The organism is Mycolicibacterium sp. XJ2546, assembly GCF_053483195.1.
In genome coordinates, this window is record NZ_JBEFRW010000007.1 from 145,991 (window position 1) to 161,545 (window position 15,555).

Here is a 15,555-nt window from a genome sequence, read left to right on the forward strand (position 1 = left end):
CGGTGCTGCCGGTGGTCGGGTTGGTGGTCGCCAAGGCGCCGGTGCCCGGGCTGGCCAAGACGCGCCTCGCCGCCAGCATCGGTGAGCGGGCCGCCGCCGACATCGCCGCCGCCGCACTGCTGGACACCCTCGACGCGATGGCCGCCGCACCGCTGCAGGATCGTGTGGTGGCGCTGGCCGGTGACCTCGTGGGTGCCTGCCGCGTCGACGAAATCCAGGACAGCCTAAGCAGATTCACCGTGGTTCCGCAGCGCGGCGCCGCCTTCGCCGAGCGCCTCGCCAACGCCCATCGCGACGCCGCCGACGCCGCCGACCATCAGACGGTGCTGCAGATCGGGATGGACACCCCACAGGTCTCCGACGAGATGCTCGTCGAGTGTGCGCGCGAACTGCTCAGCGCGCAGGCCGTCGTCGGACTCGCGGAGGACGGCGGATGGTGGGTGCTCGGGGTGTCCGACGCCGCGATGGCCGACTGCCTTCGCGGCGTGCCGATGTCGCGCCCGGACACCGGCGCGTTGACGTTGGCCGCGTTGTACGCCAAGGGAATCGACGTCCGGCTGGTCGCCGAACAGGCCGACTTCGACACTGTCGACGATCTCGCCGCCGTGCACCGGGCCTGCCCGGCGGGCAGCCGCTTCGTCGAGGCGATCACCAGTTCGTCAGGATCAGGTGGTTGAGCGCCAACGCGCCGATGACGTTGAGCGCCAGCCACCAACGGTGTGACCGCGGTAGGAGCGCCGCCGCCGCAGGCAACCACACCGTGAACGGCAGCCAGATCCGTTCTGTCTCAGCCTTGCTCAGCATCGACAGGTCGGCCAACGCAATCGCCGCCAGCGCGCCGATCACCAGCAAGTGCAGACCGGCGCGCCGCCGGATCGCCGCGATATCGAAGACCCGACCGATGCCGGCCACACTGCCCAGCCCGATCGCGCATACCACCGACGCCAGGTTCGCCCACCCCCAGTAGGAGAACGGCCGGTCGCTGGCGATGCCCTGCCAATAGCGTTCCTGCACAAGGAAGTAGCCGTCGAACCACCAAAAACCGGCTGCCAGGAACACCACCGTCACCGTGCCGGCGACCACCACAGCCGGGGCCAACACCCGCAGCGCCACCTGCCACGACGGCGCACACACCAGCACCGCCACCGCGGGCAGCGCCATCAGCACCAGGCCGTAGTTTAGGAAAATCCCCCAGCCCAACAACAGCCCCGCGCCACATGCGGCGAGCACCGGCCAGCGCGCCATACCCCGAACCGCCAACGCCAACAACGCGATACCCCATGCCGCCACGCCGGCGAAGTAGCCGTCGGCCGACACCGCGATCCAGATCGCCGTCGGCGCCACCGCGACGAACGGTGCCGCCATTCGCGCGGTGTCCTCAGACGCCAACGCGCGCACTGCGACCAGGATCGCGGCCGCTGCGCTGGAACCCGCGAGCAGGCACAGCAGCGCCGCCCACGCGCCGCCGGCCAACCCGATGCGGTCCAGCCACACGAACGTCAGCAGCGCGCCAGGCGGATGCCCCGACACGTGCGTGATCCACGAATCCGGTTGGTAGTCCAGGATTCTGTCGGCAAAGGTCCGCACGGCCTCGGGGATGTCGGTGACGGTGGGCACTTGACGCAGGTACTCGTGACGGGCCGCCAGTCGCCCGGCGAATCCACGCTGCCAGCCGTCGATCATGGCCAGCGAGAACGCCCACGCGCAGGCCGTCGCCCAGGTCAGCCACAACACCGCGCGCCACGGCAACCGCTGGGCGAGCGCCGGACCCCACAGCACCGCCGCCGCACCGAGCAGGACCGCAGGCACCGTGCCCCAGCCGATATGGGCTTGGAACCAGCCGAAGATCGGCGCCGCGCCCGCGAACGCTTCCAACCGCTCCGGCGACGCGTTGATCAGCGGCGTGACGCCGATGTCCAGGCGTGGCAGCAGAAACGCCGCCGCCACCAGCGCCACCCCGCCGGCGACGGCCACCCACTCCGGCGCGAGCAGACGCAAACTCGTCTTTTTGTCGGCATGTCCGTGCGAGTTTGCGTCTGCTCGCCGCAAAGACCGCAACTTAGTAGAGGGCCTTTCGGTAGTTCTCCTCGCTGTAGTACTCGTCGAGCTGCTCCTGGGTCCAGTCGTGGCGCACCGCCTGGGCGATCCGCGCCGCGCTGGGCACCGCGTCGGGCCTCCAGGTCGACGGGTCCCAGGCGTCCGAGCGCAGAAAAGCCTTGGCGCAGTGGAAGAACACCTCTTCGATCGACACCTCGAGCGCGAGCGGCGGCCGACGGCCCCTGATCGCGAGCACATCGAAATAGTCGGCGTCGGACAGGATTCGACCCGTGCCGTTGATGCGCAGCGTGTCCCCGCGGCCGGGGATCAGAAACAGCGTGCCGACATGCGGGTTCTGCAGCACGTTGCGGTACCCGTCGACGCGCTTGTTGCCGGGCCGCTCGGGGATCGCGATCGTGGTGTCGTCGATGACGTGGACGAAGCCGGCCGGGTCACCCTTGGGCGACACGTCGACGCGGCCATGCGCGTCCGTCGTCGCAACGAAGCACAGCGGCGAGTGCGCCAGCCAGTCGCGCTGCACGGGCGAGAGCCGGTCCTTCACCTTGTTGGCGACGTAGACATCCGGCTCACCGACGATCGCCTGCAGGTCCTCGACGCTCTCGACTAAACGACGCATCGTCCTATCATGCCCCGCCGCGATTAATCGGCGCGGCGGCCGGGTAGCCGATCGGCATGGCACATCATGTCGAAGTCGAACCGGAACTCTGGGACGAGTTCCACCGGGTCGTGAACATGACATCGCGGGAGCTGCTCGATTGGCTACGCACGCGGTCGGCCGACGAGGGCACCGAGGAGCTACCGGACCAGGCGGGCACCAAAACCGGTCGCGCGGTCCTCGACATCCTGCAGAAGCGCCGCGGAGACCTCACCGACGAGGACGAGCGCGTCATGCGCAAGGTCGTCGACCGGATCCACGCCGAACGCCGCGACGACCTCGAGCCCACCGCGGGCCAGGAGAACTGGCGCCACCGGCTGATGACGATCGGCCACGACCCGCTCAAACCGGCGCCGCGCTGAGCTCAGCCGAACCGGGCGGCCAGCGCGCGGCGGTCCACCTTGCCGATTCCGCGCCGCGGCAGCGACGCCACCTCATGTACCTCCCGTGGTGCGGCGGTCACGTCCAGCGTCTGCGCGACGTGGACGCGTAACTCGGCCACCGTGGGCGCGGTCTGCCCGGCGACGACGACGACGGCCGCGGCCACCCGCTGGCCGAGCCGTTCGTCGGGCACCCCGAACACCGCGCACTCGGTGACCGCGGGATGCGACGCCAACGCGGTCTCCACCAGCTGCGGTAGCACCGTCAACCCGCCGGTGCTGATCGCCTCGTCCACCCGGCCGAGAATCGTCAGGCGGCCTGAATGATCCACCGTGCCAAGGTCATCGGTGCGAAACCAGCCCGGCTCGGCGAATGGGTCGGGGTGTACCGGGTTGCGGTAGCCCTTGGCCAGGGTCGCACCACCCAACACCACGCGGCCCCCGTTTGATGTCGCCGTCGGCCCGGCTCCGGCGTCGATGCGCACGTGCACCCCGTCCAGCGCGACGCCGTCGTACACGCACCCGCCCGCGGTTTCACTCATCCCGTAGGTGCGCACCACCGCGATGCCCGCGTCGGCAGCACGGCGCGCCACCGCGGCGGGCAACGGGCCGCCGCCGATCAACACAGCGTCCAGCGACGCCAACGCCGCCGTCGCCGCCGGATCCCGCAGCGCCCTGTCGAGTTGCGCCGCCACCAACGACGTGTAGCGCCGCCCGTCGCCCAACGCCTCAACGGCCGAAACCAGTTCGGCCGCATCGAATCCCGACGTGATCGCCACCGGCGCCGTACCCGCGACGACGCTGCGCACCAACACCTGCAGCCCCGCCACATGATGGGCCGGCAGCGCCAGCAGCCAGCGGCCCGGGCCGCCCAGCCTGGCGTGGGTGGCGTCGGCGCTGGCCGTCAACGCGGCAGCGGTCAGCATCGCGCCTTTGGGGACACCGGTGGTCCCGGACGTAGCGACCACGACCGCGACGTCGTCATCGACCTCGAGTCCGGCCCGCAACGACGTTGTCAACAGCGAACTTTCGCGCTCGCCTTCGGCCGGCACCGGCAGCAACGATGTTCGCCCCTCGAGCGCGTCGGCCACGACGGGCAGCAGGGTCAGCGCCGAGGTGCCGGACGCGACGGCGACGGGGCGCAGGACGGCTATGCGTCCTCCTCGGGGTCGCGGGGATCGTCGAGCGGCCAGCCCTTGGCGGCCAGCCGGCTGTGCACCCGCTCGACGTCGTCGACCGTCGGCAACCCGTCGGTGATCTGGGTGATCAGCACCCCAATGTCGGCGTTGTCGAACTCGCCGCGGGCCATCAACTCCCGCGCGACGGCCTTGACCTCGTCGTCGGTCAGCCGCCGTTTGAGCAGCGCCAGCAACGGAACCCGGTCAGGGCCGGGCACACCCTCGGGATAGCCTTCGGTGATCCACGCGACGATCTTGGCCAGAAACTTGGTCACAGTTACTCACGATGCTACGTGGGCTGCGCGCCGAGCAGGTACAGCCCGGTCTGGTGGCCGATGAAGTCACGCGCGATGAACAGCACCCCGATCACCACCGCGACCAGCACCAGCGCGAAGAGCGCCCAGCTCAGCGCCAGGAGCCTCGGATTACGTTGCGCTGCAGTGTTTTCAGTGACACCGGCTCCTGCCGCGTTGAGCCGCACCCCGATGGCGAACAGCGCGGGCAGCCCCGCCCCGATCACCAGCCCGACGGCCAGAATCTTCAGCGCTGCGATGTAGTTGAACCAGTCACTCACGGTTGGTCTCCGGTCATCGGGATCAGACGGGCTCGGGTGTCTTGACCGGTTGCGGCGGAGCGTCGGGTACGGGCGGCACCGGCATCGGGGCTTGCGCGGCGGTACCCGCGGTCAGGTTGCCCGCCCAGTCATTGTTGACGTTCTGGTGGTCGATCGGCGTCTTGCGCGACCGCAGCCAGATCGCCAGCGAGACCGCCACCAGCAGCAAAAAGCCCACGCCTGCGCCGGTGTAACCGCCGATGGCGTTGACCACCCAGTAGGTCAGCGCGCCGACGAGCCCGGCGGCGGGCACCGTGATCAGCCACGCCGACGCCATCCGCCCGGCCACGCCCCAGCGCACCTCCGCGCCGCGCCGCCCGACGCCGCTGCCGAGGATCGAACCGGTCGCAACATGGGTGGTCGACAGCGAGTAGCCGAAGTGGCTGGACAGCAGAATGATTGCCGCCGAGGAGGATTCGGCGGCCATCCCCTGCGGTGGTTTGATCTCGACGAGGCCCTTGCCCAGGGTGCGGATGATGCGCCAACCCCCGAGGTAGGTGCCCAGCGCGATCGCCACCGCACACGACAGGATGACCCAGAACGGCGGCATCGGATCGGACTCGCTGGCCGAGCCGTAGGCGATCAGCGCCAGAAAGATCACGCCCATCGTCTTCTGCGCGTCGTTGGTGCCGTGCGCCAGCGACACCAGCGCCGCCGAGCCGACCTGGCCGTAGCGGAACCCGCTCTCGGTGCGCTTCTCCGGGACGCCGCGCACCAGGCGGTACACCAGCCACGTGCCCACCCCCGCGACCACGGTGGCGATCACCGGTGCCAGCACCGCGGGCGCCAGCACCTTGGACACCACGCCCTGCCAGATCACACCGTGGCCGCCGACCGCGGCCAGCATCGCCCCGACCATGCCGCCGATCAGCGCATGCGAGGAGCTCGACGGCAACCCGAGCAGCCAGGTCAGCAGGTTCCACACGATGCCGCCGACCAGGCCGGCAAACACCAGCTCGAGGCTCACCAGGCCCGGATCGATCAGCCCCTTGGCAATGGCCGCGGCCACCGCCGTCGACAGAAACGCGCCGATCAGGTTGAGCACCGCCGACATCGTGACGGCGACCTTCGGCTTGAGCGCACCGCTGGCAATCGAGGTCGCCATGGCGTTGCCGGTGTCATGGAACCCGTTGGTGAAGTCGAAAGCCAGTGCCGTGATCACGACGATGATCAGCAGAAAAAGCTCAAGGCTCACAGTGCGGGTTCTCCGGGTGGCATCGCGTTATCCTCTGTTGTCGCGCCGCAGCGGATGGGTTTCCGGAACCTGCACGAAGATGAGATGCACCCCGTCCGGATCGTGTACATGCATCTCGTGTAAACCCCACGGTTCCTGGCGGGATTCCCGCGCGATCGGCACGCCGCGGCCTGCCAGTTCCTGCTCGGTGGCGTAGACGTCGCGCACTTGCAGCCACATCGCGCCGCCGGCGTTCGGAGTACCGTGGCCGGCCAGCTCGATAAGCGACTGACCTGCGAAGAAGACGGTGCCCGAGCCGTAATCCCGGGCGATGGCCAACCCCAGCCCGTCGCGGTAGAAGCGCACCGAGCGTTGGTAGTCGACCGGTCGGATGAGCATCCGACTGGCCAGGATCTCCATACCGATGTGTGTAGCACGTCGTGGCCGTGATCTAACCGCGACACCCGGCGCGTCACTGGACTCGCCGGGTGACGTGGCGCCAGTAGGGCTCACGTAGCTGCCGTTTGAGCAGTTTGCCGCTGGGATTGCGGGGCAGTTCGGTGGCGAAGTCGACCGATTTGGGCAGCTTGAAACCGGCCAGCCGCTCGCGGGCGAACCGGATCAGTTCGGCGGGCTCCGGCCCGGGTGTCTGGGCGGGGACGACGACAGCTTTGACCGCCTCGCCCCAGGTGTCGTCGGGAACGCCGATGACGGCGACGTCGGCGACCTGGGGGTGGGCCATCAGCGCGTTCTCCACCTCGGCCGGGTACACGTTCTCGCCGCCGGAGACGATCATGTCCTTGACCCGGTCGTACAGGTAGACGTAGCCGGCGTCGTCGAGGTAGCCGAGGTCGCCGGTCTTCAGCCAGCCGTCGCCGGTGAGGGCCTCGGCGGTGGCGTGCGGGTTGTTCCAGTAGCCGAGCATGTTCTGCGTCGAGCGGGTCCACAGTTCGCCGACGGTGCCGCTGGGCGCGTCGTGGCCGTCGGCGTCGACGACGCGGAGTTGCACCCACGGGTACGGCTTACCGCAGGACCGCAGCAGCTCGGGGTCATGGTCATCCAATTGCGTTATGGAGCCGGTGGTTTCGGTCATGCCGTACACCTGGCGCATATCGCAGCCGAATCGTTCGATGGCCGTTACCAACACGTCGTCGGTGATCGGTGATGCGCCGTAGACGATCACGCGCAGGCTCGACAGATCCGCGGAGTCGATGCCGGGGGTGCCCAGCAGCCGCTGGATCACCGCGGGCACCAGCAGCATGTTGGTGATGCGGTGTTTGGTGATCGCGGCCAGGATCGCGTGCGGGTCCACGTCGCGCAGCAGCACCGTCGGGCAGCCGACATACAGGGCGACCAGTGCCCAGCCGGAGCCGGCCATGTGGAACAACGGCATCACGGCCAGGCTGACCGCGTCGGCGCTGAACAGCCACTGGTCGGCGCAACCGACCGTCTTGGCCAGGTAGTTGGCGTTGCTCAGCATCGCACCCTTGGGTGCGCCCGTCGTACCCGAGGTGTACATCAACACGGCAATATCGTCGGAACGTGTTGCGACGTAAGGGTCTTCGGCGGTCTGTGCGCCCAGCCAGTCGTCGAAGGACGGCCAGCGGTCGTGCTCGCCGATCGCCACCACGGTGTGCACGTGCTCGAGTTGGTCGACGATCGCTTCGAGGTGCCCGAAGAACTCGTCGCCGACCACCACCACAACGGCGCCGGCGTCGGCGATGACGTGGGCCATCTCCGGGGCGGCCAGCCGCCAGTTCACCGGAACGCCGATCGCACCGAGTTTGGCCAGCCCGCACAGGACTTCGAAGAACTCGACGCCGTTCTTCTCGACGAACGCCACCCGGTCGCCGAACCCGACACCGGCCGCGCGAAACGCCTGCGCGGCTTGGTTGGAGCGCGCGTCGAGCTCGGCGAAGGTGACGGTGCGCTCACCGCAGATCAGCGCGACGGCGTCGGGGCGCTGCGCGCCGTGGATCCGCACGATATCGGCGATCGTGGTGAGCTCAGGCATCGATATCAAGGTTGGACGGTCTGCCGCTTCATCAGCGCGTTGAGCCAGTTGGGGGCGACGGTGTCCAGCGCCCTGGCCGTCATCGCGATTCGCGGCGCGATGCGCACCGGCCGTTTGCGCGCGGCCAGGATCATCCAATCGGCCGCCTCGGCGGCGGTCAGCGCGGGCAGACCCTGGTACGCCTTGGTCGGGGCGATCATCGGGGTGGCCACCAACGGGTAGTACAGCGTGGTGGAATGCACACCGGCCGAAGACCATTCAGTCTCGATCACCCGGCTCACCGTCGACAGCGCGGCCTTCGACGCGTTGTATACCGCGAACAGCGGGGAGGCCTCGCTGAGCACACCCCACGTCGACACGTTGATGATGTGGCCGTCGTTGCGCTCACGCATACCCGGGGCCAGGCCGCGGATCAGGCGCAGCGGTGAGTAGTAGTTGAGCGTCATCGTGCGTTCGACGTCGTGCCAGCGATCCAGCGAATCGGCGAGCGGGCGGCGGATCGACCGGCCGGCGTTGTTGACCAGGATGTCGACGCCGCCGAGCTCGCTTTCGACCCGGTCGACCAGCGCGTCGCAGGCGTCCATGTCGGACAGGTCGCACGGGTGTGCGGTCGCGCTGCCGCCGGCCGCGGTGATGCGGTCCACGACCGCGTCGAGAAGCTCTTGGCGGCGCGCCGCGAGCACCACCGTCGCGCCGCGGCGGGCGAACTTCTCCGCGGCCGCCTCGCCGATGCCCGAGGACGCCCCGGTGAGCAGGACCCGCTTATCGCGCAGGTCGACGTCGGCCATATCCGGCCGCAACATCACCAGTTGCGGCGCCAACGGCGGCCGCATCGTGGTCAGCACGACCTGCTCGCGCAACCGCCGCAGCGGGCTCTTACTCACGAGTCCGCAGTCTACGAGGCCCGCGAACGTGGGTTACCCGCACACCATCAGCGCCTCGGGCGTGACACCAGTCCACACTCGGCGGCCTGGTCCGTTAGAAGTAGCGCGGGAAGTTGCTCCAGTCCGGGTCGCGCTTCTCCAAAAACGCGTCGCGGCCCTCGACGGCCTCATCGGTCATGTACGCCAGACGCGTTGCCTCACCGGCGAACAACTGCTGGCCCACCAGGCCGTCGTCGCTCAGGTTGAACGCGTACTTGAGCATCCGGATGGCCTGCGGCGACTTGCCGTTGATCTGCGCGGCCCACTCCAGGCCGACCTTCTCCAAATCGGCGTGGTCGATGACCTTGTTGACCGCGCCCATCGTGTGCATCTGCTCGGCGGAATAGGCGTCGCCCAAGAAGAAGATCTCGCGGGCGAACTTCTGCCCGACCTGTTTGGCCAGGTAGGCGCTGCCGTACCCGCCGTCGAAGCTGCCGACGTCGGCGTCGGTCTGCTTGAACCGCGCGTACTCGCGGCTGGCCAGCGTCAGGTCGCAGACCGCGTGCAGGCTGTGCCCGCCGCCGGCCGCCCAGCCGTTGACCAGGCAGATCACCGGTTTGGGCAGGAACCGGATCAGCCGCTGCACCTCGAGGATGTGCAGTCGGCCCGCCCGCGCCGGATCGACCGTCTCGGCCGTCTCGCCCGCGGCGTACTGATAACCGCTGCGGCCGCGGATGCGTTGGTCACCGCCCGAGCAGAACGCCCAGCCGCCGTCCTTGGGCGACGGGCCGTTGCCGGTCAGCAGCACCACCCCGACATCCGAGGACATCCTGGCGTGGTCGAGCACGCGGTACAGCTCGTCGACGGTGTGCGGACGAAACGCGTTGCGCACCTCGGGCCGGTCGAAGGCCACCCGCACCGTGGGTTGCGCCACGTCGTCGAGCACGTGGCGGTGATAGGTGATGTCGGTCAAGTCGAACCCGGCGACGGGCTGCCAGAGGTTCGGATCAAACGGGTTGTCGCTCATACGTTCTCCAAGAGAAAGACGGGGCAGCGGCCGGCGAGCTGTTCGAACTCGTCGGGGTTGGGCCCGGTGACCAGGCCGATGTTCTTCATGAAGTCGACGCCGGTGGGCACCTCGACCGGGAAGGCGCGCAGCAGCGGACGGGCCTCGTCGATCGGCATCTCCACCACGCGCACGCGTTGGCTGCTGCGGCCCTGGTGCAGGGTCGCTTCACCGGCGGCCCGCAGGTTGGCGGCCCAGTCCGAGCCCGGCACCCCGCCGACGATGTAGCGCTTACCGTCCACGGTCATCGGGGTGACCGGCGTGGAACGCATCTTGCCCGTCTTGCGGCCGGGCACGCTGAGCACGACGGGGCCCTTGCCGCCGAACCCGACACCCAGCTTCTGCAAGCCGATCATCACCTTGTTGACGTACTTCAGCCACCACGGCAGCGACGCGTTGGACATGGCCACGACGCTACGTGACCGCGGCGCCGTAGTCCGCGTCGCTGTCGCCGACCATGACGGCGTGCGCGGCGTCCACCCCGAGCCGCGCCGGCGTGGTCTCGAAGATCGCGGCGCGGATTTGACCGCGCTGACCTCGAAGGACAGCACGGCACGAACCATCGCCTCATGTTAGCGGTGGCCTTCTCCCGGCGAGCAGACGCAAAATCGTGTCGACACGCCGGTGCGCATACGATTCCGCGTCTGCTCGCGGTGGGAAGGTGATCGGCGATGGCTCATCGTTTGGTTACCGCTTACCGGGAGGGACGCAAGGCGTTCCCGCACACGCTCGTCAACCCGTATGCCGGCATTGGCGACCGCGTGGTGGCGCGGATGTGGCGGCTGGGCTGGCAGCGCGCCGCCGAGGAGAACCGCGGTATCCCCAGCGAAAAGGAGCGCATCGCGCGGCTGGCGGCGGAGATCGACGCGCTGCTTGACTGATGACGCCGTTGCCGCGCGACCTCGAGGCGCGGGTGGCTGCCCTCCTGGATCGGCAACACCGCGTCGTGCTCGGCATCACCGGCGCGCCGGGTGCGGGGAAGTCCACGCTGGCCGAAGCGGTGGTCGCGGCGTTCGACGGTGCCGCCTACGTGCCTGCGGATGGTTTTCATCTGGCCGATGTCGAGTTGGCGCGGCTCGGCCGGCTCGACCGTAAGGGCGCGATCGACACGTTCGACGGATACGGCTATCTGTCGCTGCTGCAACGTGTTCGGGCTCAGCCGTCGCACACCGTGTACGCGCCCGGGTTCCATCGTGACCTGGAACAGCCGATCGCGGGCAGCATCCCCGTCGCACCCGATGCGCGGCTGATCGTCACCGAAGGCAACTACCTACTCGACGACGACCCGCCGTGGCCCGCCGTCCGCGATCTGCTCGACGAGGTGTGGTTTATCGACGCTGCGCATGCCGAACGTCTGCCACGACTTGTCAAGCGCCACATGCAGTTCGGCAAGACTGCAGAGCAGGCGCAGGCCTGGGTGCGCGCCGTCGACGAGCCCAACGCCGCCCGCATCGAGGCGTGTCGACACAAAGCCGATCACCTCTTCTAGCGCGAGCGTGCGTAGTAAGAGTGCAACACGCCGATACAACGACGGAGTTTACGAACGCGCGCCGTCACACATCCAGCGTCAAATACCGTCGAGCGCCCCAGCGATGTCGTGCCGCGACCACAGATTCAGAAAGTTCGTCATCATCAACAGGCGGCTGCGGGCCTGCTCATTGCCGGCGATGCTGGCGTCAAACCGGTCGGGTATCGATGACGGCAGAAGCTTCATCAGGTACGACGGCACATCCAGCAGCCACGCCAGGCCCATAACCGCGACGTAGAGCAGCAGATGGCGCTTGACCGTGCCCGCCTCCAGTACCGGCCCGCCAGCCGCGCGAAACTCGGCGAGGAAATGGTTGAGCAGCGCATCGAAGTGCTGATTCCACATGTCGGTCTCCGCGCTGCACATCGCGCCCCAGAGCACCATGGCGAGGTTCATCTGGCCGACGCAACCCCAGTCCAACAGCCCGCATACGAGATGGCCGTCTGGGTGCCGCCAGAACCACGCGTTGTCGACGTTGGCGTTCCAGTGGCACAGCGCGACGTAGTCGGGATCGTCGGCCAGGTATCTCCAGATGGCCGCCTCCGATTCGGGGAATCGGGTTACCTCATCGCGCAGGCGCGCAAGGAATTTCGGATCGCGGAGGTGCGCGGGCAGCAGCGACGCGTGCGTGACGGCGAACTCGGCGAGGCGGTCGACGCGGCGCTGCAGTTGCTCGGCGGTGTAGGACGAACGTTCCCCGACCGCCAGCCGCTGCATGTCGAGCGGAAACTGTTCGACGAGCTCGGCGGGCAGCCGACCGGCCTTGTGCGAGCCGGCGAGCCGGCCGAGCGCGCCCAGCATCGCCTGGTAGTGGCCGACGGGGTCCGGCATGGTGTAGTCCATGCATTTGTCGTAGTTCGGTTCGATACCGTTGGCGCCGTAGGAGATTCGTTCGGTGATCAGGACACCGGTGCCCGACGGCGCGTGGTAGTCGGCGAACAGGCAACGCGGCACCGCGATCGGAAAGCCCGCCACCCGCGACAACAACGCGAAGCGGACCTCGAACTCCATCTGCGTGCGCCCGCCGTCGCGCGCGGCGTCGTCGAAGTCGCGGGAGAACTTAACGAACAGGTCGGTCGGTAGCCCCTCAGCGCCGGAGTAGTCGACCGACAGCAGCGCCTTGCGGCCGGTACTGCCGCCGCGGAACTCCCGTAGGTCGGTGATCGCGATCACGTCGGCGTGCGCGCCCAGCGCCCGCGAAGCCCGGAACGCGTCGGTGAGAAACGCTGCGCCGCCGGCGCGTAACGCATCGGCGTGCGCGGGCAGGTCGATGCCGAGATAGTCGCCGTGCACCCATCCGTCGTTGTTCACCGGGGTCACCTTCTCCCGCGAGCGTGCGCAAACTCGAGGGTTGTGTCGGCGTGTCGCCGGAAAACACGCATGCTCGCGCCCAAAGGAGCACCAAGAACTCAGCCGACGGCGCGGTCGGAGCCCTCCCAGAACTGCGCGCGCACCGCCTTCTTGTCGGGCTTACCCAGCGCGGTCACCGGCACCGAGTCCACGACGATCACCTGCTTGGGTGATTGCACCGAACCCTTGCGCTCCTTGACCGCGGCCTGGATCTCCGACGTCATCCGGGCCACCGCCTCATCGGAGCGGTCGGCGTCGGGGCGCAGCACCACCACCGCCGTCACCGCCTCACCCCACTTCTCGTCGGGCGTACCGATGACACACACCTGTGCGACCGAGGGGTGTTCGGCCACAACGTCTTCCACCTCCCGCGGAAATACGTTGAAGCCGCCGGTGACGATCATGTCCTTGGTCCGGTCGACGATGTAGTAGAAGCCGTCGGCGTCCTCGCGGGCCAGGTCGCCGGTGTGCATCCAGCCGTCATGAAAAGTTTTCGACGTCTCGTCAGGACGGTTCCAGTAGCCCCCGGACACCAGCGGGCCGGACACACAGATCTCCCCGACCTCACCCTGCGGCACCGGGTTGCCCTCGGAGTCCAGCAGCGCCACCCGCGCGAACAGCGTCGGACGCCCGCACGACGTCAACCGCTTCTCGTCGTGGTCGCCCTTGGCCAGGTAGGTGATCACCATCGGGGCCTCGGACTGGCCGTAGTACTGGGCGAAGATCGGCCCGAAACGACGGATCGCCTCGGCCAGCCGCACCGGGTTCATCGCCGAGGCGCCGTAGTACACGGTCTCCAGCGACGACAGGTCGCGGGTGTGCGAATCGGGGTGGTCCATCAATGCATAGATCATCGACGGCACCAGCATGGTGGCGGTGATGCGCTGCTCCTCGATAACCCGCAGCACCTCGGCCGGGTCGAACTTGGACAGCACCACCATTTCGCCGCCCTTGACGATCGTCGGCACAAAAAAGGCCGCCCCGGCATGCGAAAGCGGCGTGCACATCAGGAATTTCGGGTTCTCGGGCCATTCCCACTCGGCCAGCTGGATCGTCGTCATCGCGGTGATCGACTGCACCGTGCCCATCACACCCTTGGGCTTACCCGTCGTCCCGCCGGTGTAGGCCATGCCGCCGATGTGGTCGGGCGGCAGGTCCGCGGCCGCCAGCGGGCGCGGCGCATACTTCTCGGCTTCGGCGGTCAGATCCACCGCGACGCCGGTCAGCGCCTGCGGTACCGGCCCGATGGTCAGGATCTGCTTGAGCGACGGCACCTTCTCCAACAGCCCCAGCGCCCGTTCCACGAACATCGGCACGGGGTCGATGATCAGCGACGAGACGCCGGCGTCGTCGAGGACGTAGGCGTGGTCGTCCAGCGAGCCGAGCGGATGCAGCGCCGTGCGGCGGTAGCCCTGGGTCTGCCCGGCGCCGATGATCATCAGCACCTCGGGACGGTTCAGCGACAGCAGGCCCACCGCCGCGCCGCTGCCCGCGCCCAGCGCCTCGAACGCCTGGATGTACTGGCTGATGCGGTCGGCGAGTTCGCCGCCGGTCAGCGTGGTGTCGCCGAGAAACAGCACCGGCTTGTCCTTGTTGCGCTTCAGCGCCCCCACCGTGAGGTGGCCGGAGTGGACGGGGTGGCGCAGTAGGTCCACCGACGAGCGCTCGCGCGAGGAGTCAACAGCCTGGGTCATGGCCATCAGACTAGAACCTGTTACAGAATGCCGGTCTCGCTACCCCACAGACCCCCGAACTCAGAAGCGGGCCGGGATGCGTCCGCGCTCGCGCAACCACCCCTTGCGCGCAGCCGGGTACCACTTGAACGACGCGGGCACGTACGGCCATCCCGTCCGGATTGAGGTGCGGATCGCACGGTAGCGACGTTCGTCGTTGCGCGACCACGGGATGTTGAAGCGTTCGCGCACGAGCGCGGGCAAGCCGCCGAAGATGACCAACCGCATCGGCGGAGCCAGCGCCATGCGCACCGGCAGGGTGGGCAGCAACGCGTCGGCCAGTGGACGCAACCGCGGATGCGTCGGGTAATCCGGTGAGGCGCTCATGTCGGGGATCGCCGGGCGGCAGATGAACTCGATCAGGTAATCCGAGGCGGGGTTGGGCGCCAGCACCTCGCGGCAGTACCGGTCGACCTCGCGTTCGAAGGCGGCGCGGTCCGCCGGGACGACGCTTGCCGTCATGCCGTAGCGGCGGTACCACTCGCAGCCCTCGGCGTACATCTGCTCGCTTTCGCGCGCGGTGAGTCGGTGGCGGTCCCAGTGCAGCGCGATCCGGTCCACCATGCGCTGAAAGGTGGCGTGCGCCCACCAGAACGTCTCCGGGTTCAGTGCGTGGTAGCGATGCCCACCAAAGCGCGGGCCGAGTGTGCCCTTGATGTCGTGGTGGAAGTCGCGGACGCGCAGACCCGTCGCCTCGGCCTGGGATCCGTCGTACACCGTGCCGAGAATGCCGGGCAGCGAACGGAATACCCGGTCGACGGGGTCGTCGAAAAAGTCGGAATGGTCGATCAGCCCCTGGCCGATCGCGGGATGCATGGTCTGCAGCAGACCCGCGGTGCCACCCTCGAACGCGATGCGCATGTCTCCGGCCCACCGCCACAGCAGCGAGGAGGGATCGAGCGTGGAGTCGGTGGCCACCTTCTGTGTCACCATGAGTTCATGG

General features: G+C 68.4%; 19 protein-coding genes. 4 read left to right on the top strand and 15 right to left on the bottom strand.

The genetic code is table 11. The features are described from left to right. Positions 1-2: 2 nt before the first annotated feature. On the top strand, positions 3-677 hold the full coding sequence (locus ABQE44_RS14110; RefSeq protein ID WP_448430529.1) for a TIGR04282 family arsenosugar biosynthesis glycosyltransferase: 675 nt from the start codon (positions 3-5) through the stop codon (positions 675-677). Here ABQE44_RS14110 and ABQE44_RS14115 read toward each other — a convergent pair. After that, a complete protein-coding gene (locus tag ABQE44_RS14115; RefSeq protein ID WP_448430368.1) occupies positions 649-1,998 on the bottom strand; it encodes a hypothetical protein in 1,350 nt (449 codons plus the stop codon). The two genes, ABQE44_RS14110 and ABQE44_RS14115, sit on opposite strands and share 29 nt — an antisense overlap. 61 nt (positions 1,999-2,059) lie before the next feature. Further along, positions 2,060-2,674 (bottom strand): pyridoxamine 5'-phosphate oxidase family protein, encoded by a 615-nt coding sequence (locus ABQE44_RS14120; protein ID WP_448392232.1) that lies wholly within the window; start codon positions 2,672-2,674, stop codon positions 2,060-2,062. A 56-nt stretch (positions 2,675-2,730) separates the two neighbouring features. Between ABQE44_RS14120 and ABQE44_RS14125 the strand changes: the two genes are divergently transcribed. Beyond that, on the top strand, positions 2,731-3,075 hold the full coding sequence (locus ABQE44_RS14125; RefSeq protein ID WP_448392231.1) for a DUF3140 domain-containing protein: 345 nt from the start codon (positions 2,731-2,733) through the stop codon (positions 3,073-3,075). 2 nt (positions 3,076-3,077) lie between these two features. Here ABQE44_RS14125 and menE read toward each other — a convergent pair whose 3' ends face one another. From menE to ABQE44_RS14175, 10 genes are all read right to left on the bottom strand, one after another. Further along, a complete protein-coding gene (menE, locus tag ABQE44_RS14130) occupies positions 3,078-4,193 on the bottom strand; it encodes an o-succinylbenzoate--CoA ligase (protein WP_448430531.1) in 1,116 nt (371 codons plus the stop codon). Positions 4,194-4,243: 50 nt separating this feature from the next. After that, positions 4,244-4,546, bottom strand: a complete 303-nt coding sequence (locus tag ABQE44_RS14135; RefSeq protein WP_448430370.1) for a DUF3349 domain-containing protein — start codon at positions 4,544-4,546, stop codon at positions 4,244-4,246. A 14-nt stretch (positions 4,547-4,560) separates the two neighbouring features. Further along, positions 4,561-4,845, bottom strand: a complete 285-nt coding sequence (locus ABQE44_RS14140; protein WP_448430372.1) for a hypothetical protein — start codon at positions 4,843-4,845, stop codon at positions 4,561-4,563. 22 nt (positions 4,846-4,867) lie between these two features. Beyond that, positions 4,868-6,079, bottom strand: a complete 1,212-nt coding sequence (locus ABQE44_RS14145; RefSeq protein WP_448430374.1) for an inorganic phosphate transporter — start codon at positions 6,077-6,079, stop codon at positions 4,868-4,870. A gap of 27 nt (positions 6,080-6,106) precedes the next feature. Further along, positions 6,107-6,478: a VOC family protein gene (locus tag ABQE44_RS14150; protein WP_448392228.1), complete on the bottom strand. Its 372-nt coding sequence runs from the start codon at positions 6,476-6,478 to the stop codon at positions 6,107-6,109. Positions 6,479-6,530: 52 nt separating this feature from the next. Further along, positions 6,531-8,072 carry a long-chain-fatty-acid--CoA ligase gene (locus ABQE44_RS14155; RefSeq protein ID WP_448430376.1) on the bottom strand — a complete coding sequence of 514 codons (1,542 nt, stop codon included), beginning with the start codon at positions 8,070-8,072 and terminating at the stop codon, positions 6,531-6,533. 5 nt (positions 8,073-8,077) lie between these two features. Further along, complete coding sequence (locus ABQE44_RS14160; protein ID WP_448430378.1) at positions 8,078-8,956, bottom strand: SDR family oxidoreductase; 879 nt, start codon at positions 8,954-8,956, stop codon at positions 8,078-8,080. A 94-nt stretch (positions 8,957-9,050) separates the two neighbouring features. Beyond that, positions 9,051-9,962, bottom strand: coding sequence for a 1,4-dihydroxy-2-naphthoyl-CoA synthase (locus ABQE44_RS14165; RefSeq protein ID WP_448392225.1), 912 nt, complete (start codon positions 9,960-9,962; stop codon positions 9,051-9,053). Continuing rightward, positions 9,959-10,405 carry a nitroreductase/quinone reductase family protein gene (locus tag ABQE44_RS14170; protein ID WP_448392224.1) on the bottom strand — a complete coding sequence of 149 codons (447 nt, stop codon included), beginning with the start codon at positions 10,403-10,405 and terminating at the stop codon, positions 9,959-9,961. The genes ABQE44_RS14165 and ABQE44_RS14170 overlap by 4 nt, the downstream gene beginning before the upstream one ends. Positions 10,406-10,415: 10 nt before the next feature. After that, entirely contained in the window at positions 10,416-10,481 is a 66-nt protein-coding gene (locus tag ABQE44_RS14175; protein ID WP_448392669.1) for a hypothetical protein, read from the bottom strand. Between the two features lie 191 nt (positions 10,482-10,672). Between ABQE44_RS14175 and ABQE44_RS14180 the strand changes: the two genes are divergently transcribed. Together ABQE44_RS14180 and ABQE44_RS14185 are read left to right on the top strand one after the other, a co-directional pair. After that, a complete protein-coding gene (locus ABQE44_RS14180) occupies positions 10,673-10,882 on the top strand; it encodes a ribosome modulation factor (protein ID WP_448392223.1) in 210 nt (69 codons plus the stop codon). Beyond that, on the top strand, positions 10,882-11,490 hold the full coding sequence (locus ABQE44_RS14185) for a nucleoside/nucleotide kinase family protein (RefSeq protein ID WP_448392222.1): 609 nt from the start codon (positions 10,882-10,884) through the stop codon (positions 11,488-11,490). The genes ABQE44_RS14180 and ABQE44_RS14185 overlap by 1 nt, the downstream gene beginning before the upstream one ends. Before the next feature lie 78 nt (positions 11,491-11,568). On the opposite strand, the gene ABQE44_RS14190 is transcribed toward ABQE44_RS14185, so the two are convergent. The 3 genes from ABQE44_RS14190 to ABQE44_RS14200 form a co-directional block, all read right to left on the bottom strand. Beyond that, positions 11,569-12,822, bottom strand: a complete 1,254-nt coding sequence (locus tag ABQE44_RS14190; RefSeq protein WP_448430533.1) for a hypothetical protein — start codon at positions 12,820-12,822, stop codon at positions 11,569-11,571. 116 nt (positions 12,823-12,938) lie between these two features. Then, positions 12,939-14,573 carry a fatty-acid--CoA ligase FadD8 gene (fadD8, locus tag ABQE44_RS14195; protein WP_448430380.1) on the bottom strand — a complete coding sequence of 545 codons (1,635 nt, stop codon included), beginning with the start codon at positions 14,571-14,573 and terminating at the stop codon, positions 12,939-12,941. A gap of 60 nt (positions 14,574-14,633) precedes the next feature. Next, entirely contained in the window at positions 14,634-15,545 is a 912-nt protein-coding gene (locus ABQE44_RS14200) for an oxygenase MpaB family protein (protein WP_448430382.1), read from the bottom strand. Positions 15,546-15,555 lie beyond the last annotated feature (10 nt).

Excerpts from the sequence above, each read along its gene's own strand:
- ABQE44_RS14185 (WP_448392222.1), top strand. The coding sequence starts at position 10,882 with ATGACGCCGTTGCCGCGCGACCTCGAGGCGCGGGTGGCTGCCCTCCTG.
- fadD8 (WP_448430380.1), bottom strand. The coding sequence starts at position 14,573 with ATGACCCAGGCTGTTGACTCCTCGCGCGAGCGCTCGTCGGTGGACCTA.
- ABQE44_RS14165 (WP_448392225.1), bottom strand. The coding sequence starts at position 9,962 with ATGAGCGACAACCCGTTTGATCCGAACCTCTGGCAGCCCGTCGCCGGG.
- ABQE44_RS14180 (WP_448392223.1), top strand. The coding sequence starts at position 10,673 with ATGGCTCATCGTTTGGTTACCGCTTACCGGGAGGGACGCAAGGCGTTC.
- ABQE44_RS14200 (WP_448430382.1), bottom strand. The coding sequence starts at position 15,545 with ATGGTGACACAGAAGGTGGCCACCGACTCCACGCTCGATCCCTCCTCG.
- ABQE44_RS14170 (WP_448392224.1), bottom strand. The coding sequence starts at position 10,405 with ATGTCCAACGCGTCGCTGCCGTGGTGGCTGAAGTACGTCAACAAGGTG.
- ABQE44_RS14150 (WP_448392228.1), bottom strand. The coding sequence starts at position 6,478 with ATGGAGATCCTGGCCAGTCGGATGCTCATCCGACCGGTCGACTACCAA.
- ABQE44_RS14125 (WP_448392231.1), top strand. The coding sequence starts at position 2,731 with ATGGCACATCATGTCGAAGTCGAACCGGAACTCTGGGACGAGTTCCAC.
- ABQE44_RS14155 (WP_448430376.1), bottom strand. The coding sequence starts at position 8,072 with ATGCCTGAGCTCACCACGATCGCCGATATCGTGCGGATCCACGGCGCG.
- ABQE44_RS14120 (WP_448392232.1), bottom strand. The coding sequence starts at position 2,674 with ATGCGTCGTTTAGTCGAGAGCGTCGAGGACCTGCAGGCGATCGTCGGT.